This window comes from Halomonas elongata DSM 2581 (genome assembly GCF_000196875.2).
In the GTDB taxonomy this organism is placed as follows: Bacteria; Pseudomonadota; Gammaproteobacteria; order Pseudomonadales; family Halomonadaceae; genus Halomonas; species Halomonas elongata.
On record NC_014532.2, the window covers coordinates 2,200,323 to 2,219,185 of the forward strand.

Sequence of the window (18,863 nt, forward strand, 5' to 3'; positions counted from 1 at the left end):
CCGGCAAATCGGAAAAAAACCCCACTGGCCAACCCGCGGTTCTTTGCTATTGTCGGCGTTTTACAGCACTGGCTTCATATTCCCAGTCATCCCCAACACAAGGAGCACGCCGATGGGCTTCACCTCTCTGCCGGAGACGGTTCCCACCACCATGTCGGCCATGCTGCTGACCGGCCATGGCGATGTCGACAAGCTGGTCTTTCGTCAGGACGTGGCCACACCTCGGCCCGCCGCCGGTGAGGTACTGGTCAAGGTGACCGCCACGGCCAAGAACAACACCGACCGCAAGGCGCGCGAGGGTCTCTACCCCACCAAGGACAAGGGCGAGGTGGCGTCCTTCGCCATGGGCGGCTCACCGACCCTGACCTTTCCGCGCATCCAGGGCGCCGACGTGGTCGGCCAGGTGGTGGCCGTGGGCGACGGCGTCGATGCCTCGCGCCTCGGCGAGCGCGGCCTGCTGGACTTCAACCTCTACGCCGACGAGCGACGCGACATCAACCTGACGCCGGACTACTACGGCCATGGCGCCGATGGCGGCTACGCCGAGTACATCGCCGTGCCGTCCGACCAGTTCCATCATGTGCCCAATCCCGAGCTGAGCGACGCCGAGCTGGCCGCCATGGGCATGTGCTCGTACCAGACGGCCTATCACATGATGACCTCGGCGGGCATCAAGGCCGGAGAACGTGTCCTGGTCACCGGCGCCAGCGGCGGCGTGGGCACCGCCCTGATCCAGCTATGCCGGATCGTCGGCGCCGTGCCCTATGCCCTGAGCCAGCGCGACAAGGCCCAGGCCCTGCTGAACCTCGGTGCCGAGGCGGTACTCGACCGCTCCGACATGAGCGACTTTACCGAGCAGGTCAAGGCCGTGACCGGCGGCGCCCCCATCGACGCGGTCATGGACCTGGTCGGCGGCGAGATGACCGACCGCTTCATCGACACCATGATCTTCGACATGAATGCCCGCGCCAGCTACCCACGGCTCTCCATCGCCGGTGCCAGCGGCGGCAACGTCAGCGAGATCATGTGGACGCGCATCTATCTCTACCAGGTGCAGATCTTCGGCGTTTCCCACGGCACCCGCGAGGAAGCCGAACAGCTGGTCGCCTGGATTCGCGACGGCCAGCTCAAGCCCGTACTGCACGCCGCCTTCAAGCTCTCCGAGTTGCACGAGGCCGAGCGCTACTTCGTCAATCGCGGCAGCAACTATCTGGGCAAGATCGTCATCGTGCCGGACAGCGAATGGGCGCAGCACGGCGCCCCCCATGCCCTCGAGGGACAGCAATGAGCCAGACACCCAGGCCCCAGGAACTCAGCATTCGCCTGATGGACACCCATGCCGGCGGTGACGTCAGCCGCATCGTGCTCGGCGGCATCACACCCCTGCCGGGCGACACCGTGCGAGCGCAGATGGAATACCTGCGCGACGACGCCGACGGGCTGCGCAAGCTGCTTCTCGAAGAACCCTATGGCATTCCCGAGATGTCGGTGGACCTGATCGTGCCGGCCAGCGACGCCCGGGCCGAAGCCGGCTACATCATCATGGAGGTGATGGGCTATCCCATCTACTCCGGCTCCAACACCATCTGCACCGCCACAGCAGTGCTCGAAGCCGGCCTGGTCCCCAAGCAGGAGGGACGGCAACGCTTCATGCTGGAAGCCCCCGCCGGACTGGTCCAGATCGAGGCGCTGGTCGAGAACGGCGTGGTCGAAGCCATCACCTGCGAGGGACTGCCCAGCTACATCGACACCTACAAGGCCAGCCTCCACGTCCCCTCGATAGGCGATGTGACCTACAGCGTGGCCTACAGCGGTGGTTTCTACGCCCTGGTCGACGCCACTGAACTGGGCTTCATGCTGGTCGCGGAAGAAGAACGCCGCCTCGCCGAATGCGCCCACAAGATCGTCGAGGCGATCCAGGCCGAGCGCGGCTTCTCCCATTACACCCTGGGCGACGTCGGCCCCCTGCCCTTCCTGCACTTCATGGGGCCGGTGGAACAGGTCGCCGACGACTTCTACCGCTCTCGCTCGGCGACTTACGTCCATCCCGGCGTGATCTGCCGCAGCACCACCGGTACCGGCACCTCGGCCCGCCTGGCACTCATGAACCATGAAGGCCGCATTCAGCCGGGCGACAAGCTCGAGACGGTCTCCCTGCGCGAAACCGGCTTCATCGGCGAGTTCACCGGCACCCACCAGGAAGGCACCCACCAGGTCGTGGACAACACCATCACCGGCAAGGCCTTCGTGCTGGCGCACTCCGATATCGTCGTCAATCCCGATGATCCCATGGTGCGCGACGGCAGCGTGTACCATATCCTCGGCTCGCCCGACGCCCCCCGGGGCTGAACGCGACCGCGCCGGCCCGAGGCCGGCGCGGTGGTGCAGGGACTGACGGCCGAGCGGCTAGGCCCGTTCGGCCTCGGCGGCCTCGAGCTCGCGCATCTGCTCCTCGATGACCACCAGGTCCAGGCTCTCCAGCTCCTTGAGGACCCGGTCGAAGCGCAGCTGGTGGGGTTCGCGCGGATAGACGTTCGCCTCGTAGCCCGACTCGCCCAGGGTCTCGAAGAAGTTCTGGAACAGCCCCGGCGTCAGGAAGCCCATGAAGCGGGTGAAGGGGCAGGCCATCCGATAGGCGTGGATCGCCCCGGCCGGCACGGAGGCGAAGTCGCCGGGCGATAGCGTGACCCGCGAGCGGTTGACGATCATGTCCAGCGCGCCGTCGACGCAGAAGAAGTTCTCAGTGTGCAGGTTGTGGTAGTGGCGCGGGATCATCTCCGACTCCGGGCCCTGGCTCATGACCACGAAGAACTTGCCGCCGGTGTTCTCCTGGCTCGCCAGCAGGGCGAAATACTCCGGGCCGCCCACGAACTTGCGGCCCTCGTCAGCCGCCAGGGTGTAGGGCACGGTGTCCTCGGGCAGCGTCGCCCGGGTGATGGCCCGGGCCGGCAGCTCCGGGAACATCTCGTCGGCGAAGGCGATGTCGCCGGCCCGCTCGGCGGCGGCCATGCGCTCGCGGTCCCAGGCCACCTCGGCGTCGTCGGGCTGAACGTGGCAGTCGGTGGGTTCGCCCAGCGCGCGGATGGCCGCCAGCGCCTCGGTGCCCGCGTACCACACCATCATCTTGGTGCGATGCGCGCAGAAGCGGAATCCATGCTCGGAGCCCTCCGGCACGCTGGCGAAGTCGCCCTTCTTCATGACGAAGCGCTCGCCATCGAGCCACAGCTCGGCCTCGCCGTCCAGCAGGTAGAGCGCCACATGAGTCTGCGCGTGGCGATGCACCGGCTGGCCGGCGCCCTTGCCGCCGGTGACGGTGGCCATCTCGAACATGTCGCCGGAATCGGCGGCTCGGGCCAGGACGTTGACCACGGTGCCCGCCACCAGGTAGCGCTCGCTGCGATCGGCGCGCAGGTAGTAAGGCTGCTTGTGGCCGGGCAGGCGATCCTCCGGCGTCACCTGCTGGATCCGGGCCGTGATCGTGCGGCCCTTGGCCAGCAGCGCCTCCGGCGTCTCGGCATGGGGCACGATCCGGTCATAGACGGATGCGGGCAGCACGGTATCCGCCTCGAAAACGGGCCAGGGGTAGGTATCGTTCATGGTGTCGACTCCATCGGGTCAGGGGATGTCGTGAAAGCGGGAAACGGGCGAGGCAGGACGGTGCCGCGCGGCCCGCCTCGTCAGTTGATCTGCAGGCTGTCCAGCGACGCCAGGAAGTCCAGGCGCGCCCGGCCGGGCTCCGGCCCGAGGCGCTCGCCGTCGTCCGTCACGTGCAGCAGCGTCTCGTCGTCCGGCCAGTAGGCCGGCCAGGGGCGCTGGCCGTCCGCCGTGGGCTGGCCGGATCGGGCGAAGGCGACCCAGCGCCGGCGCAGGGCCTCGGCGGTCGCCCCGGCGCCCGCCGGCAGCGCGTTGCCGAAGACGTAGGGAATGTCGTCGGTGTGCACGGCGCCCAGGGCGTCGCCTCGCGCGCCGGGCGGCACGTAGGCGAACTCGTAGCGGTAGGTGGCGTGCCCGTTCGCCGCATGGGCGCGGGCAACGCGCCGCGTGCCGAGGGTCACGAACAGGTCCGTCGCCAGCCGGGCCGCGCGGGCGTAATCGCTCTGCTCGGGGTCGAGGAAGGCCTGCGCCTGCCGCCAGCGCGCCGGCCCCATGGCGTCGATCACCCGCAGGCTGAAGCCGGGCGGGAAGAAGCCGGCCTCGTGGTCGGTGCCGCCGATCAGCAGCGGGACCGGCGCGACGCGGCCCTGCGCGAAGGCCTCGTACAGGCCGCACGGCACGACGTCCCCGTCGATGAACGGCATGGTGTCGGTCTTGTCCTGCGGGCCGGTGCCCAGCACCGTCTCCAGCGGCAGTGCGCGGAGGCCCGCCGCGTCGGGCGTGGCGAGCCCGGCGTTCGCCGCGAAGGCCTCGGCGATGCCGGCCATCCGCGCCCGGTCGAACTCGGGCAAGTCGATGGCCCCGGACTGCACGATCGCCCTGTCGAACAGGTCGCGCGCCCGCGGAGAGGCCATCAGGTAGAGCACCGAGCTGCCACCGGCGGATTCGCCGAACAGGGTGACGTTGTCGGGATCGCCGCCGAAGGCGCCGATGTGGCGCCGCACGAAGCGCAGCGCCTCGCACTGATCGAGCAGGCCGAAATTGCCGGCGCTGTCGCCGTCCTCCTGCCAGGCCGGATGGGCCAGGAAGCCCAGGCGGCCGAGCCGGTAGTTGAGCGTGACCACCACCACGCCCTCGCGGGCCAGGACATCGCCGTTGTAGAGCGGCAGGCTGGACCCGCCGATGCGGAACCCGCCGCCGTGCAGCCAGACCATGACCGGATAGGCACGCTCGCCGGCATCGGCCGGCGCCCAGACGTTGAGATAGAGGCAGTCCTCGCTCGTCGAAGCGGGCTCGACGTTCTGCTCGCCCATGGCCGGCAGGTAGGGCTGCGCGCAGTCCGGGCCGAAGCGGCCCAGGTTGCGCACCGTCTCTCCCGCCGGCAGCGGCCGCGGCGCCCGCCAGCGCCAGGCGCCGACCGGCGGCCGGGCATAGGGGATGCCGAGGTAGGCGACGACGCCGTCGCGGGCCTCGCCCTCGAGCGCGAGGGCATCCGTGGCGAGCGTGACCGGGCGGACGAGCGCATCCGACGCCGTGGGGGAAGCCGACGCGAGAAACGCCGACGCTTGAGCTTTGCGCATGAGTCACCTCCTGCGCACAGGGTAAGCGCGATTTTTTGATTCAAAAAATCAAATACTCGCTTTCATCCATCGAAACATTCGATCAGAATGCCGCCATGAACCCGAAAACCACCCTGGATCACTGGAACGTCTTCAAGACCGTGGTCGAGCAGGGCAGCTTCCACAAAGCCGCCGAACACCTGGAGCGCAGCCAGTCCACCGTCAGCTACGCCGTCAGGAAGCTGCAGGAGCAGCTCGGCGCCTCGCTGATCGAGATCCGCGGGCGCAAGGCCGTGCTGACGCCGATCGGCGAGCTGCTGCTCGAGGACGGCAAGGCCATCGTGGAGGGCATGCTGCAGATCGAGGGGCGCGCCCGCTCGCTGGCCCAGGGCCATGAGCTCAGGGTCCGGCTGTGCGTCGAGAGCTGCGTGCCCCGACGCTGGGTCCTCGACGCACTGCCGGAGTTCCGGGCGCGGTTCCCCAACACCCTGCTCGACGTGGAGTTCCTGACGCCGCCGGCGCTGCTGAACCGCTTCCACGCCCGCCGGGCCGAGCTCTATCTGCTGAGCCGCCTGCCGCCCGACGACATCGGCGACGAGCTGTGCCGGATCCGGCTGGCCTGCGTGGCCAGCCCCGCGCATCCGCTGGCGCGCCAGCCGCATCCGCTCTCGCGCAAGGACCTGGCCCTGTCGCAGGTCATCCGCTGCGAGGACGCCGACGAGGCCGACGCCCGGGACGGCGCCCGCGACCGCTTCACCTCGGCCGTCATCTGGCGGTTCAACCGCTACGACGCGGCGATCGAGGCCATCCGCGAGGGGCTGGGCTACGGCTGGGTGCCCGAATGCATGATCCGGGACGAGCTCGCCGACGGCCGGCTGGTGCCCCTCCGGCTGGCCGAGGGCGGCCGGCGCAGCCTTCCGCTGCAGCTGCTGCACCGCAACCGCCACGGCGCCGGCCCCGCCACCCTGCACCTGGCCGAGGCGCTGACGAGCGCGCTGGGCCCGCCCGACGCCCCCGCCTCATAGGAGATCCGCCCGTGCAGACCGTGCTGATCCTGCTGGACGTCCAGAACCTGTACTACACCGCTCGCCACACCTACCGTCGCAATGTCGACTACAACGCCCTGTGGGCCAGCGCCACCCGGAACCGCCAGGTGACCCACGCCTTCGCCTACGCCATCGACCGCGGTGACGAAAAGCAGCGCCAGTTCCAGAACATACTGCGCGCGATCGGCTTCGAGGTGCGCCTCAAGCCCTTCATCCAGCGGGCCGATGGTTCGGCCAAGGGTGACTGGGACGTCGGCATCACGCTGGACGCCATCGAGCATGCCGCCGAGGTGGACGTAGTCGTGCTGGCGTCCGGAGATGGCGACTTCGCCCTGCTGGCCGACAGGCTGCGACGCAATCACGGTGTCGAGGTGGAGGTCTACGGCGTACCGGCCCTCACCGCCGATGCCTTGATCCGCTCGGCCTCGCGTTTCATTCCCATCGAGGGCGAGTTGCTGCTGGGCGCGGCGACGCGATAGTCAGGGGCGTCTCGTGCAGAAACCGGTCGGAAGCGTCTACACTGCACTGCAACATGCAGCGTTCGACCGGAGGGAACATGCCGCAGGAACGCAAACGCATCAATCTGGCCCTTCAGGGAGGCGGTTCCCACGGGGCGCTGACCTGGGGCGTGCTGGACCGCCTGCTGGAAGACGAACGCCTGGTGATAGACGGCATCAGCGGCACCAGCGCGGGTGCCATGAATGCCGTGGTGCTGGCCGACGGCCTCCACCGCAACGGTCGGGACGGCGCCCGCGATGCCCTGCACACCTTCTGGGAGGCGGTGAGCGCCACGGCACGTTTCTCCCCCTTCCAGCGGGGCTTCATGGACAGACTGATGGGCCACGACAGCCTGGACCACTCGCCGAGCTACCTGCTCTTCGAAGGTCTGACCCGGCTGGTCTCGCCCTCGCACCTCAATCCCATGGGCCTCAACCCCCTGCGCGAACTCGTCGAACGCCAGATCGACTTCGAGCGGGTCAATGCCTGTGACCAGATCAAGATCTTCGTTACCGCCACCAACGTACGCACCGGACGCGCAACGATCTTCCGCCAGCCCGGCCTTTCGGTCGATACGCTGATGGCCTCGGCCTGCCTGCCCTCGCTATTTCCCGCCGTGGAGATCGACGGCGAGGCCTATTGGGATGGTGGATTCAGCGGCAACCCGGCGCTCTATCCCCTGGTCGACGACCAGGACTGCCGCGACCTGGTGGTGGTACAGGTCAACCCGCTCGTGCGCCAGCAACTGCCCGACTGTGCCCGGGATGTCATCAACCGCATCAACGAGATCACCTTCAACTCCAGCCTGATCAAGGAGTTGCGTAGCATCCAGCTATTGCACCGCCTCATCGAGGCCGAAGGCCTGGAGCTCGAAAACTATCGCGCCATGCGCCTGCACCTAATTCATACCGCGCAGGATGTCGAATCACTCGGCGCGTCGAGCAAGATGAATGCCGAATGGCGCTTCATCTCGCAGCTTCACGAACTGGGCCGGCACTGGGCCGACCAATGGCTGGAAGAGCATTTCGAGGCCATCGGCCAGCGTTCCACCTTCGACCTGGACACCGTCTTCGACGATACCTTTCGCCCGCTCGGACGTTCCGATCAGGCATTTCCGGAGGCAGCGTCGCGCTCCTGACGACGTCATGCCTTCAGGCCCAGGCGTCGGGCCAAGCGGTGCAGATTGCCCGGATCCATGCCCAGTGACCGGGCCGTCGCCGCCCAATTGCCATCGTGCTCGCTCAAGCTGGCCTGGATGTGGCGCCGCTGGAACGCCTCGGTCGCCTCCTTCAGCGGCAATGACGGTTCACCGGGGCGCTCGGCATCGGCCAACGCATCCCCTGCCCCCTCGGCCAGCGTCCTTCCAGCCTCGTTAGGCAGGTCGAGATGCTCGCGTGTGATCAGGGCCACCGACTGACGGCGATCGTTGCCAGTCGGAGTATCTCGCTCCCCCAGGGCGCGCAACGCCGCCCGGGCCAGGGTGTGTTCGAGCTCGCGGACATTGCCCGGCCAATGCCAGGCCAGCAGCGCCGCTTCGGCTTCCGCCTCCAGCCGCAGATTGTTGAGTCCCAGGCGAACCCTGTTGATCTCGAGGAAATGGCCGACCAGCAGCGGGATATCCTCGGGTCGTTCGCGCAAGGGCGGCACATACAGGGGGAAGGCACTCAGCCGATGATAGAGATCCGCACGGAATCGGCCGGCGTCGGCTTCGGCATTGAGATCGCGGTTGGTGACCGCGATGACCCGCACATCGACCTTGCGCGGCGTCTCGCAACCCAGCGGCTGAATCTCCCCTTCCTGCAGGACGCGCAGCAGCTTGGGCTGAAGCGCCAGGGGCAACTCACCGATCTCGTCGAGCATCAGGGTGCCGCCATCCGCCATCTCGAAATGCCCGCGTCGATCCTCGGTCGCCCCCGAGAAGGCACCTCGCCGATGGCCGAACAACTCGCTTTCGATCAGGCTCTCCGACAAGGCGGCGCAATTGACCTGCACCAATGGCCCTTGATGCCGACGCGAACGACGATGCAGGGCGCGTACCGCCAGTTCCTTGCCAACCCCCGTTTCCCCGTGCAGAAGCACGCTCATGTCGGTGGGCGCCACCAGGTCGATGGCATCGTCGAGCTGACGCATGGCGCGGCTGTTCCAGCGCCAGTTGACCTCGGTGGGCCGATCCTGGGCCAGGGCCTCGTTGAGACGGGTACGCGTGGTTCGCAAGCGCTCGGCCAGGCACAGGCAAGTCCCCAGCAACCGCGCAATGCTCAACAGTTGCTCGTCATCGAGGCCGTCCAGACGCCCGGGCTCGAGCGCGTCCAGCGTCAATAGTCCGATCAGGCGGTCATCGTCGCGCAGCGCAACGCCGAGACAATCGTGAACCTCGCTGAGGTCCTCGTCGATCAAGCCATCGAAGGGGTCCGGCAGCGGGCTGTCATGAGGAAACCGGCATACGCCGGGATGGCTGGCGATCGCCGCGAGCCGGGGATGGTCCTGCAAGGCGAAGTGCCGTCCGCGGACCTCGTCATCGAGGCCCAGCAACGCCACCGGACGCAAGGCGTCCCCGTCCATCACCATCAAGGTGCTGGCATCGGCGGGGAAATCCCCCACCAGGGCCCGCAGCAGGTTGGCCCAGTACATATCGGAGGCCTCTCCCTCCGACAGCCGAGCCAGGAGAGTTCGCAGTGCCTTGAGAAATTCCGTCATTCGTTACCTTCCCCGCTTTCCTGACGACCTTCTCGACGACCTTCTCGACGACTTTCTTGACGACTTCTCCCACTACGGACCAAGGAGAGGTTCAGAGAAGAGCTGTCATAACGACACTCATAGTGTCATATCGACTATTGTCATTGGAACAACACAGGACGGAACCATGATCCCCTCGATGTTTCCTTCTGGAGGAAGGCCAAAAAACTATATTAATAACAGATAGTTGCGAAACCCATGTGGCGAAGTGTCGCAATGACAATAACATGGAACGCGCCTTGCTCATTCATGGTGTCATTCACCATATTCCGGAGAGAGGCTTACGGCCATGCTGACAAGCACCCAGGAACGCATCATCGAAGCGACTGCTCCCGTCGTTGCCGAACATCTCACCACCATCACCCAGCATTTCTATCCCTTGATGTTCGAGCGCTATCCCGAAGTCGCGCCGCTCTTCAACCAGACCCACCAGGCCACTGGCGGCCAACCGCGCGCCCTGGCCAGCTCGGTGCTGGCATATGTCCAGCTACGCAAGAACCCGGCCCAGGCTCGCCATGCCCTGGAAACCGTGGTCAACAAGCACGTATCGCTGGATATCCAACCTGACCAGTATCCGATCGTCGGTGAATGCCTGATGGCCGCCATCGGCGACGTCCTGGGCGAAGCCGTCACCGAAGAGGTCGCCGATGCCTGGGGCGCACTGTATCAGGAGCTGGCCGATCTGCTGATCGACCTAGAGAGCCAACGCTATCGCGAATTCGCCGAGGCCCCCGGCGGCTGGCGCGGAGCCAGGTCCTTCCGTATCGCCGACATCCGTCAGGAAAGCGCCGTCATTCGCTCCTTCGTTCTGGAACCCGAAGATGGCCAGCCCGTTGCCGACTTCCGCCCCGGCCAGTTCATCGGTGTTCGCCTCACTATCGACGACAAGCCGGTCTATCGGCACTACAGCCTGTCGGCCTTCCCCAATGGCCGCAGCTACCGGATCTCCATCAAGCGCGAAGCCGACGGCGTCGTCAGCCGCCATTTCCATGACGTGCTGAACATCGGCGACCGCATCGAGCTGCTGCCACCCGCCGGCGATCTGACCCTGCCGGAAGAAGGACACGACCCGCTCATGCTGCTCAGCGGCGGCGTCGGCCAGACCCCCATGCTGTCGCTGCTGCGCCAGGCCCTGGAACAGGGGCGGCAGGTCGTCTACCTGCATGCGGCGCTGGACGAGGACCATCATGCATTCGGCAACGACGTGCAGGCCCTGGCTCGCGACTATCCCGATCAACTGCGGGTGGTCACCGTCTACGAACAAGCTGACGATGCCAGCCATGTCGACCATATCGGGCGTGTGGACCGTGAGCTGATCGCCCGCTACCTCCCTGCCGGCGCGCCTCACTGCTATTACGTCGGGCCGCAGGGCTTCATGGTCGCCGTCGACCAAATCCTGCAATCCCTGGGGGTTCCCGCAGAACGCCGCCATTTCGAGCACTTCGGGCCCTCGCGCGCGCTCGAGGCCGCCTGACGCCCCACCAGCCTCACCCGGATAGTCGCCACCCGGCGGCTATCCGGCCTCCGCTCGCTTCACAAGCCTCACGACGCCTACAGCGAATGCTCTTCCTTGCGATGCTGCAGAGGCGCCGTGCCGAAGTAGCGCTTATAGTCACGACTGAACTGCGAGACGCTGCGATAGCCCACCGCCAGGGCCGCCTGGTTCACGTTGCAGCTCTTCTGGGCCAGCAGTTGTTGAGCCTTGAGCAGTCGTAATCGCTTCAAGTACTGCAGCGGCGAAGCCTGCACGATTTCCTTGAAATGCTGATGGAAAGTCGACGGGCTCATGTTCGCCTGACGGGCCAGTTCCTCCACCGACACCTCTTCCGCATAGTGGGCATGCAGCCGCGACAGTACCTGGACGATGCGCGAGTAGTGTCCCTGATGCAGCACCAGGGCACGCAGTGCCGGCCCCTGCTGGCCGCGCAGGGCCTCGAACACCACGTCGCGCACGCGCGCCTCTCCCATGGCGGCCGTCTCGGCGGGGTCGTGCAGGCTCCGCAACAAGCGCTCCACCGCCCCATGCATGCCATCGGTCATCGACACCGATGCCATGGGCACCGGCGACGCTTCATTCTTGCCACCTCCATCACGGTCGTCGATACCTTCACCGCTCGCTGTCACCAGCTCGCCGAGCAGCGCCGGCTCGAGATGTACCGCCACGCCCAGCAAGGGAGCCTCCGGGGAAGCATGGGTTTCGCACTCGAACGGCAACGGCAGCGTCTGTACCAGGTATTGACCGGGGCCATAGTGAATCTCCCGATCTCCCAGATAGCCGATCTTGTACCCCTGGGCCACGATGATCAGGCTCGGCTCGTAGATCATCGGCGTACGACCGCTCGGCCGGTGCATGGCCATCAACGACACCGCCGACAGCCGGGTCGGGGTATAACCGTCACCCTCGACCAACGGTGCCAACAGCTCGATGAGTGAACCGGTACTGGCTTGCGTGACATGCATTCTGACGTCCTTCCTCCATGCCGGGGCCCGTCGGGCATTCCCTCGGACCCCATTCATCGAAGCGCGATGCGACTCGTAGAAAATAGCAAAAATGCGAGAGAAACACGGCTTCCTGACGAGACCGCTCCACACCATGATGATGGCTCATCATTTCAGGACGATATGATGGCGGCAAGAGCGCAACCATGACATGGCACGACACCACCTTTCGGAGAAACGGGCAAAAAATCCGGAGAAACGTCGGTCCCCAAGCTCCCTTGCCGCTTCCATAATGCTCCCAACCTCGCACCGCGCGGGGATCACTGACCGACAGGAGAGCCATTCATGAGTCAGACTCGTGCCTATGCGGCCCATGCGGCCGACCAACCTCTGGCCCCTTTCACCTTCGAACGCCGTCAGCCGCGACCGGACGACGTCGCCATCGAGATTCTCTACTGCGGCGTCTGCCACAGTGACCTGCACTTCGCCCGCAACGACTGGGGCATGACACGCTTCCCCATCGTACCCGGCCACGAGATCGTCGGCCGCGTCACCGCCGTGGGTGACGAAGTCAGCCGCTTCCAGGTCGGCGACATGGTCGGCGTCGGCTGCATGGTCGACTCCTGCCGCCACTGCCAGCCCTGCCAGGATGGCGTCGAGCAGTTCTGCCTCGAAGGCTTCACCATGACCTACGGCAGCGACGACCGCCAGGACGGCACCATGACCCAGGGCGGCTATTCGGACAGCGTCGTGGTCAGCGAGCACTTCGTGCTGCGCATGCCCGAAGGGCTCGACCCGGCCGCCGCCGCCCCGATCCTCTGCGCCGGCATCACCACCTATTCGCCGCTCAAGCACTATGGCGTCAAGGCCGGCCACAAGGTCGGAGTGATCGGCATGGGTGGCCTCGGCCACATGGGCGTCAAGCTGGCCAAGGCGCTGGGTGCCGAAGTGACCGTCTTCACCCGTTCCGAAGCCAAGGTCGAGGAAGCCCGCCGTCACGGTGCCGACCACGTGGTGGTCTCCACCGATCAGGCACAGATGGACGCGGTCGCCGAGACCTATGACTTCATGCTCGACACCGTACCGGTCCAGCATGACCTCAATCCCTATCTGGCCTCTCTGAAGTACGACGGCACCCACATCCTGGTCGGCCTGCTCGATCCCATCGAACCGGCCATCGAAGGCTTCAACCTGGTCTTCAAGCGTCGCGTTCTGGCCGGCTCGCTGATCGGCGGCATTCCCGAGACCCAGGAGCTGCTCGACTTCTGCGCCGAGCACGACATCACCTGCGATATCGAGACCATCGACATCCAGGACATCAACACTGCCTATGAGCGCATGGAAAAGGGTGACGTCCGCTACCGCTTCGTCATCGACATGGCCTCACTGAAGAATGAAACTGCCGACTGACGGCTTACGCCCGCCGGGGAACTCCCTCGGCGGGCCATACCTTCCTGCCACGACCACCGCCTTCGCTTTCGCCCGCCCGCCGGTCATGACCGCGAGAGCACCACCCTCCGAGCCCTTCCTCCACTGACGTCTCCTCGCACGAGCCTCCCTCCTGCACCAACGCCATCGCGGCAGGATACTGCCATACTGATCAGGCAACTCGACTGAATACTCCAGCGACGAAAATGGAGGTATCGATCATGAAGTACGAGGGAAGCTGCCATTGCGGTCAGGTATCGTTCGAGGTGAAAGGTGAACTGGAGAAGGTCATGGAGTGCAATTGCTCGCACTGCAGCCGCAAGGGTTATCTTCTCTGGTTCGTGCCACTCGCTGACTTCACGCTGAACAGCGCCGAGTCCGAGTTGTCCACGTATACCTTCAACAAGCACGTCATCAAGCACCATTTCTGCCCGAAATGCGGCTGTGCGCCGTTCGGGTTTGGTACCGACCGTTCAGGTGCTGAAACAGCAGCTATCAACGTGCGCTGTCTGGAAGGTGTGGAACTGTCGGATCTGGAAAGAATTCCAGTCGATGGCCGTTCTTTGTAGGCACGTATGTCCCATTGCCTTCATGCCCCCAGCTCCTGCACTTCATCCAGATCCGCATGGACGACGACGCGATCCTGGTCGTCCAGCAGATGACGTGCACTGCGATTGAGCACGTCCACGTTGAGCAACAACTCGCCGCATGCCACTTCGTAGCGAACGACGTTGCCCAGCAGCCGTCGGCGACGGATGATGCCGTGGCAGCCGGGCCCCGCGTTGGGGGGCAGTTCGGCTGACTTGACGGGATCACGCCCCTGCGCAACGAGATAGAGCGCCTCGGGGCGCAGCGCCACCTGGCCTTGCTCGCCATGGTGCCCCAGCAGCGGCCTCGCCTGCCGGGCATCGAGCAGGTTGTAGTGCCCCATGAACCCTGCGGCATGTCGACCGACGGGACGGGTGTACAACTGCTCGGCATCACCCTGCTGGAGGATCCGCCCCTGGTGCATCAGGAAGATGCGATCCGATAGCATCATCGCTTCCTCCTGGTCATGGGTCACGAACAGCGTCGTCAGTCCCAGCGTCTTCTGGATGTCGCGAATCTGGTCGCGTAGATGCCGGCGAATTCGAGCATCCAGCGCCGACAACGGCTCGTCCATCAGCAGGATCTGCGGCTCCACCACCAACGCCCTGGCCAACGCCACTCGCTGGCACTGTCCGCCGGAAAGCTGGTGAGGATACTTGTCGGCATGCGCCTCGAGCTCAACCAGTCTCAGCACCTCCTCGACCCGATGCCGGCGGGCTTCGCGCTCCACCCGCTGCATGCGCAGCCCAAAGGCGACGTTATCGGCGACCCGCATGTTGGGAAACAGGGCATAGTGCTGGAAGACCATGCCGATGCCCCGCTTGCGGGGCGGGAGATGGGTGATGTCTTCCCCGGCGATTCGCACGCTGCCCCGATCCAGCGCGGTCAGCCCGGCGATGCTGCGCAGCAGGGTCGACTTGCCGCATCCGGAAGGCCCCAGCAAGGTGATGAACTCGCCCTGGGCGATATCCGCCTGGATATCCTGGAAGACCCGGGTGGCGCCGAACGCCTTGGCCAGCCCCTCCAGTTGCAGATAATCCGAGCGCGGAGGATTGACGGCATCCACGACGTCACGCGCCGACGTCGCCTCCCCGCGGCTCTGCGAGTTGAAGGGCATGGATGCAGGCCCCTCCTTGTAGACCGGGGAGCCCATGGCTGTTGACGGCATCATGAGGCAGACTCCTTGGCAAGGTCCTGGCCCGACTGACGATTGCCCAGCCAGGTCAACACGAGAGTGAAAGCAAACAGGGTGACCACCAGGGCACTGGTGAAATGGCCGCTGGCGCCACGCATATTGTTGAGATACACCTGCAGGGTCTCGAAGCGCGTCCCCACCAGCAGGTTGGCAAAGACGAACTCGCCGACCAGGAAGGAAAACGACAGGAAGATCGCGATCTGCACGCCGACCCGGATATTGGGCAACACCACCAGGAAGAAGGCCTGCAACGGGCCGGCTCCCAGCAAGCGTGCCGCATCCATCAGCGAGACCACATCGATGGCCCGCAGGCTGTTGGCAATGGCGCGATACATGAACGGCAGCACGATGGTGAAGTAGGTCGGAATCAGGATCCATGGCGTGCCCACCAGGGGTAGCGGCCCGCCGGCATAGAGTTGCAACAGCCCCACCGACGAGACCACCGGCGGTACGGCAAAGGGCATCAGGATCAAGCCATTCATCCAGCTATCCAGTCGTGGATAGCGGGTCTGGGCCAGGAAGGCCACCGGCAGGATCAGCACCAGGGACAGGGCCAGCGCACCCACGGCCACCAGCAGCGAGCGCACGAAGGCAGCCTGGAAGCGTGGCGTGGTCCATAGCTCGAGGAACCACTTCAGGGTCAGCGAATCCGGCAACAGGCTGGCCCCCCAGTGTCCGGCCAGGGCATAGCCCAGCGTCACCACCAGCGGCAAGGCCAGGACGACGAACACCCCGCCCACCACCAGCCTGTGAGGGTCGAGCCGCCAGCGGCGCCTCACGCTACCGGACGGCACCGAAGCAATCGTGGCAGTATCAGCGCTCTGCGACATGGTAGCTCCTGCGAAGTAGCCACTGCTGGATCAGGGTGACCATGGCCAGCAGCAGCACGAGAATCAGCGCCAGCGCACTGGCCAGATTGGGCTGCAGGAAGAGATCCCCCGACACCAGGTTGGCGATACGAATGGTCATCAGGTTGTAGCTGGTGTTGACCAGGGCATAGACCGTTGCGTAAGCCCCCATGGCATTGGCGATCAGAATGGTCAGGGTGCCCAGCAGGGCCGGCCACAACACCGGCAGGCCGATATGCCGCCAGTAGGCAAGACGCCCCGCGCCCAGCAGGCTGGCCGCTTCCTGCCACTCCGTGCGCAAGCCCGCCAACGCCGGAAACAACAGCAACACCCCCAGCGGAATCTGGAACCAGGTGTAAATGATGATCAGACCCGCCTTCGAATAGAGGTTGAAATCCTCGATGATTCCCAGGCGCTGCAGGGCCAGGGTCAACACACCATTGGCCCCCATCAGGATGATGAAGGCGAAGGCCAGTGGTACGCCGGCGAAATTGCTGGTCATGTTGGTGAAGGCCACCATCCAGCGACGTAGAGGCCCTCGTGTATGGGCGAGGCTATGGCAGGTCAGCCCCGCAATGGCCAGGCCGAGCAGGCTGGACACCAATGAGATTTCCAGGCTGCGCCCGATGGCCTGGCGAAAGAAGGGTGACACCGCTATCTCGTGGAAATGCCCCAGGCCCCAGCCTTCGTCCACGCGGAACGCGCTGATCGCGACCCACGCCAGCGGGGCCAACTGGAAGGCCGTGAATACCACCACGAAAGGCAGCAACCACAACAAGGCCGGCGAGGCAGAGCGAAGCCCTTTCATGAGACGCCCTCCTCCTGGGCAAGCAATTCGCTCTGCAACGGCTTGCCATGATCCAGTCCCATCAAGGTGGCCAGGGTCCCGCACAGGCGCCCCTGCTCGATGAGGGAAACCGGACGGTGGGAGAACGCCTCGCCCAACGTCCACAGCGGCACACGACGCTCTTCTTCCAGCGTGCCCGAGTGGGAACGGTCGGCATTCATGCCGTGATCGGCGGTCACCATCACCTGATAGCCCGCCTCCAGCCAGCGCGGCAGATAGTCGGACAGCGCGATATCGGCGTGGCGCGCCGCGTTGCGATACTGGGGCGAATCGCCACCATAGCGGTGCCCGGTATCATCGATGTTCATGCTGTGCACCAGCAGGAAATCCGGATCGTTCAGTTGACGGAGCATCTCGGCATCGCTGAACAGATGGTCGTCCGGATAGTGATCCTGCCAATAGAAGAGCCCGGCCTGGATGGCGGCATCCGGCGCTTGCCGAAACCGGTGCCGCGTGCGATCGAAGGGAGCCTCGAGGTAAAGCTCGCTCACCCAATGATAGGCCGCGGCCGCCGTGCGCTTGCCTTGCCGGGTAGCCAGGTCAAACAGGCTGGTGCCATGGGAACGGCGCACCACATCGTTGTTGACCACTCCGGAATCGACGGGACGATCTCCGGTCAACAGGCACTCGTAAAGCGGCCGCGACATGGCCGGCAATTCGCAGTCCAGCGTGTAGTAACGCCCCCGGCCCGCCTCGCAGAGCGCATTGAGATAGCCCATGGCATGGTGACCGACGAGGTGGTTGAGCCCGTCGAGCACAATGAGTATCACGCGGTGTGACATGGTAACTCCAGGCCGCTACCCGGCACGGATAGCGGCAACGGTGACATGACGGGTTACTGCTGATGGATCAGCACCTGGGACTGCCACTGACGAGGCAGCTCGCGGGCACTCTGCTCCCAGGCCGCAAAGTCCTGGATCGGCCGAGCGTTGGCGTACTGCTCGTTGGGCAGCAACTTGTCGGCGATCTCGCCGGGCATCTCCAGGTGCTCGACCCGGATCGGGCGTGCATAGCCCTCTGCCAGGTTGAGCTGCCCCTGGTCGGAGAGGATGAATTCACGGGCCAGCTTGGCCGCATTGGGATGCGCCGCATGCCGGTTGATGATGGTGGCGTAGCCCGAAGTCACCGACGCATCGGAGGGAATCACCACCTCGAAGGCATCCGGGTTGATCTGGTCACGGTAGTTCAGGGCATTGAAGTCCCACATCAACGCGACCTCGATCTCGCCCTTCTCGAGATTGGCAATGCTGGGATCGGCCAGCGACAGGCGCCCCTGGCGGGCCAGTTCGGCGAAAACCTCGAGGCCGGGTGCCAGGTCTGCCTCGCTGCCATCGTTGGCATAGGCAGCGGCCAGCAAGGCGTTATTGGCCTGAGATGCCTGCCCCACAGCACCAACCGCAACCATATAGTCACCTTCGCCGAGATCGGCGAACGAGCCGGGACGCTGGTCTTCCGGCACCAGTTCCTTGTTGATCATGAAAGCGATGGTACCGGTATAACCGAGCATCCAGTGCCCGTCCTCATCCTTGGCCCAGTCGGGAATCTCTTCCCAGGTGCTCGGCTTGTATGGCTGAGTGACACCCTGCTCCACCGCGATGGGACCGAACGCGAATCCCACATCCCCGATATCGGCCGTGGCATTCTCGCCCTCGGCCTTGAACTTGGCCACCTCCTCGGCCGAGCTCATGTCGGTATCCATGTGCTCCAGGCCATACTCGGTCTTCAGGTCGTGCCAGGTATCCTTCCAGTTGGCCCAGGAGTCCGGCATCCCGACACTGTCGACACGCCCTTCCTGCTGGGCGGCCTCGATGAGGGCCGTCAGATCCGACGGATCGGCCTGGACACTACCGGCCATGAGAGTGGCACCCAGGGCACAGCCCAGAGCCAGACGAGGAAGGGGCAAGCGACGCGGCAGCATGGTGTGGCTCCTTGCAAGAATCGTGAGAGGCAAATCTTCGCCTGGTCTAGTTCAGGCAGTGGCAAGGAGGACTCTAGAGACGCTTTATGACGCCACGGTGTCAGATACGTGGCAGCCACGTTGCGCATGACAACAGGGCATTTCATCCTGCTGAAACAGAAAGGCCG

Annotated in this window: 17 protein-coding genes; 8 read left to right on the forward strand and 9 right to left on the reverse strand. The window is 65.2% G+C overall.

Annotation, left to right across the window (positions count from 1 at the left end; translation table 11 throughout):
• Positions 1-112 precede the first annotated feature (112 nt).
• The gene (locus HELO_RS10410) at positions 113-1,288 is read left to right on the forward strand and encodes a zinc-binding dehydrogenase (RefSeq protein ID WP_013332642.1); all 1,176 of its coding nucleotides are present in this window, start codon (positions 113-115) and stop codon (positions 1,286-1,288) included.
• On the forward strand, positions 1,285-2,349 hold the full coding sequence (locus HELO_RS10415) for a proline racemase family protein (protein ID WP_013332643.1): 1,065 nt from the start codon (positions 1,285-1,287) through the stop codon (positions 2,347-2,349). Before HELO_RS10410 ends, HELO_RS10415 begins: the two co-directional genes overlap by 4 nt.
• Positions 2,350-2,406: 57 nt before the next feature.
• Here the strand turns inward: HELO_RS10415 and HELO_RS10420 are convergent, their stop codons facing one another.
• On the reverse strand, positions 2,407-3,597 hold the full coding sequence (locus tag HELO_RS10420) for a quercetin 2,3-dioxygenase (RefSeq protein ID WP_013332644.1): 1,191 nt from the start codon (positions 3,595-3,597) through the stop codon (positions 2,407-2,409).
• 80 nt (positions 3,598-3,677) lie between these two features.
• The gene (locus HELO_RS10425) at positions 3,678-5,174 is read right to left on the reverse strand and encodes a carboxylesterase/lipase family protein (RefSeq protein WP_013332645.1); all 1,497 of its coding nucleotides are present in this window, start codon (positions 5,172-5,174) and stop codon (positions 3,678-3,680) included.
• Between the two features lie 35 nt (positions 5,175-5,209).
• Here HELO_RS10425 and HELO_RS10430 point away from each other — a divergent pair, with 35 nt between their 5' ends.
• From HELO_RS10430 to HELO_RS10440, 3 genes are all read left to right on the forward strand, one after another.
• Positions 5,210-6,178, forward strand: a complete 969-nt coding sequence (locus tag HELO_RS10430) for a LysR family transcriptional regulator (RefSeq protein ID WP_013332646.1) — start codon at positions 5,210-5,212, stop codon at positions 6,176-6,178.
• 11 nt (positions 6,179-6,189) lie between these two features.
• Complete coding sequence (locus HELO_RS10435; protein ID WP_041602079.1) at positions 6,190-6,678, forward strand: LabA-like NYN domain-containing protein; 489 nt, start codon at positions 6,190-6,192, stop codon at positions 6,676-6,678.
• A 77-nt stretch (positions 6,679-6,755) separates the two neighbouring features.
• On the forward strand, positions 6,756-7,835 hold the full coding sequence (locus tag HELO_RS10440) for a patatin-like phospholipase family protein (RefSeq protein ID WP_013332647.1): 1,080 nt from the start codon (positions 6,756-6,758) through the stop codon (positions 7,833-7,835).
• 5 nt (positions 7,836-7,840) lie between these two features.
• On the opposite strand, the gene norR is transcribed toward HELO_RS10440, so the two are convergent.
• Entirely contained in the window at positions 7,841-9,394 is a 1,554-nt protein-coding gene (gene norR / locus HELO_RS10445) for a nitric oxide reductase transcriptional regulator NorR (protein WP_013332648.1), read from the reverse strand.
• A 328-nt stretch (positions 9,395-9,722) separates the two neighbouring features.
• Between norR and hmpA the strand changes: the two genes are divergently transcribed.
• Complete coding sequence (hmpA, locus tag HELO_RS10450) at positions 9,723-10,907, forward strand: NO-inducible flavohemoprotein (protein WP_013332649.1); 1,185 nt, start codon at positions 9,723-9,725, stop codon at positions 10,905-10,907.
• A gap of 77 nt (positions 10,908-10,984) precedes the next feature.
• Here the strand turns inward: hmpA and HELO_RS10455 are convergent, their stop codons facing one another.
• Complete coding sequence (locus HELO_RS10455) at positions 10,985-11,893, reverse strand: AraC family transcriptional regulator (RefSeq protein ID WP_013332650.1); 909 nt, start codon at positions 11,891-11,893, stop codon at positions 10,985-10,987.
• A gap of 324 nt (positions 11,894-12,217) precedes the next feature.
• On the opposite strand from HELO_RS10455, the gene HELO_RS10460 reads away from it, so the two are divergent.
• Together HELO_RS10460 and HELO_RS10465 are read left to right on the forward strand one after the other, a co-directional pair.
• Positions 12,218-13,282, forward strand: a complete 1,065-nt coding sequence (locus HELO_RS10460; RefSeq protein WP_013332651.1) for an NAD(P)-dependent alcohol dehydrogenase — start codon at positions 12,218-12,220, stop codon at positions 13,280-13,282.
• Positions 13,283-13,521: 239 nt separating this feature from the next.
• Positions 13,522-13,869: a GFA family protein gene (locus tag HELO_RS10465; RefSeq protein WP_041602080.1), complete on the forward strand. Its 348-nt coding sequence runs from the start codon at positions 13,522-13,524 to the stop codon at positions 13,867-13,869.
• Positions 13,870-13,889: 20 nt separating this feature from the next.
• Here HELO_RS10465 and HELO_RS10470 read toward each other — a convergent pair whose 3' ends face one another.
• Genes HELO_RS10470 through HELO_RS10490 form a run of 5 tightly spaced genes read right to left on the reverse strand, consistent with a single transcriptional unit; the run spans position 13,890 to position 18,696 of the window.
• Positions 13,890-15,059, reverse strand: coding sequence for an ABC transporter ATP-binding protein (locus HELO_RS10470; protein WP_013332652.1), 1,170 nt, complete (start codon positions 15,057-15,059; stop codon positions 13,890-13,892).
• A complete protein-coding gene (locus HELO_RS10475) occupies positions 15,056-15,913 on the reverse strand; it encodes an ABC transporter permease (RefSeq protein WP_013332653.1) in 858 nt (285 codons plus the stop codon). The genes HELO_RS10470 and HELO_RS10475 overlap by 4 nt, the downstream gene beginning before the upstream one ends.
• Entirely contained in the window at positions 15,897-16,739 is an 843-nt protein-coding gene (locus HELO_RS10480; protein ID WP_013332654.1) for an ABC transporter permease, read from the reverse strand. Before HELO_RS10480 ends, HELO_RS10475 begins: the two co-directional genes overlap by 17 nt.
• Complete coding sequence (locus tag HELO_RS10485; protein WP_013332655.1) at positions 16,736-17,560, reverse strand: alkaline phosphatase family protein; 825 nt, start codon at positions 17,558-17,560, stop codon at positions 16,736-16,738. The genes HELO_RS10480 and HELO_RS10485 overlap by 4 nt, the downstream gene beginning before the upstream one ends.
• 53 nt (positions 17,561-17,613) lie before the next feature.
• The gene (locus tag HELO_RS10490; RefSeq protein WP_013332656.1) at positions 17,614-18,696 is read right to left on the reverse strand and encodes an ABC transporter substrate-binding protein; all 1,083 of its coding nucleotides are present in this window, start codon (positions 18,694-18,696) and stop codon (positions 17,614-17,616) included.
• Positions 18,697-18,863: the final 167 nt, after the last annotated feature.

Excerpts from the sequence above, each read along its gene's own strand:
- HELO_RS10410 (WP_013332642.1), top strand. The coding sequence starts at position 113 with ATGGGCTTCACCTCTCTGCCGGAGACGGTTCCCACCACCATGTCGGCC.
- HELO_RS10415 (WP_013332643.1), top strand. The coding sequence starts at position 1,285 with ATGAGCCAGACACCCAGGCCCCAGGAACTCAGCATTCGCCTGATGGAC.
- HELO_RS10420 (WP_013332644.1), bottom strand. The coding sequence starts at position 3,597 with ATGAACGATACCTACCCCTGGCCCGTTTTCGAGGCGGATACCGTGCTG.
- HELO_RS10425 (WP_013332645.1), bottom strand. The coding sequence starts at position 5,174 with ATGCGCAAAGCTCAAGCGTCGGCGTTTCTCGCGTCGGCTTCCCCCACG.
- HELO_RS10440 (WP_013332647.1), top strand. The coding sequence starts at position 6,756 with ATGCCGCAGGAACGCAAACGCATCAATCTGGCCCTTCAGGGAGGCGGT.
- norR (WP_013332648.1), bottom strand. The coding sequence starts at position 9,394 with ATGACGGAATTTCTCAAGGCACTGCGAACTCTCCTGGCTCGGCTGTCG.
- hmpA (WP_013332649.1), top strand. The coding sequence starts at position 9,723 with ATGCTGACAAGCACCCAGGAACGCATCATCGAAGCGACTGCTCCCGTC.
- HELO_RS10455 (WP_013332650.1), bottom strand. The coding sequence starts at position 11,893 with ATGCATGTCACGCAAGCCAGTACCGGTTCACTCATCGAGCTGTTGGCA.
- HELO_RS10460 (WP_013332651.1), top strand. The coding sequence starts at position 12,218 with ATGAGTCAGACTCGTGCCTATGCGGCCCATGCGGCCGACCAACCTCTG.
- HELO_RS10465 (WP_041602080.1), top strand. The coding sequence starts at position 13,522 with ATGAAGTACGAGGGAAGCTGCCATTGCGGTCAGGTATCGTTCGAGGTG.
- HELO_RS10470 (WP_013332652.1), bottom strand. The coding sequence starts at position 15,059 with ATGATGCCGTCAACAGCCATGGGCTCCCCGGTCTACAAGGAGGGGCCT.
- HELO_RS10475 (WP_013332653.1), bottom strand. The coding sequence starts at position 15,913 with ATGTCGCAGAGCGCTGATACTGCCACGATTGCTTCGGTGCCGTCCGGT.
- HELO_RS10480 (WP_013332654.1), bottom strand. The coding sequence starts at position 16,739 with ATGAAAGGGCTTCGCTCTGCCTCGCCGGCCTTGTTGTGGTTGCTGCCT.
- HELO_RS10485 (WP_013332655.1), bottom strand. The coding sequence starts at position 17,560 with ATGTCACACCGCGTGATACTCATTGTGCTCGACGGGCTCAACCACCTC.
- HELO_RS10490 (WP_013332656.1), bottom strand. The coding sequence starts at position 18,696 with ATGCTGCCGCGTCGCTTGCCCCTTCCTCGTCTGGCTCTGGGCTGTGCC.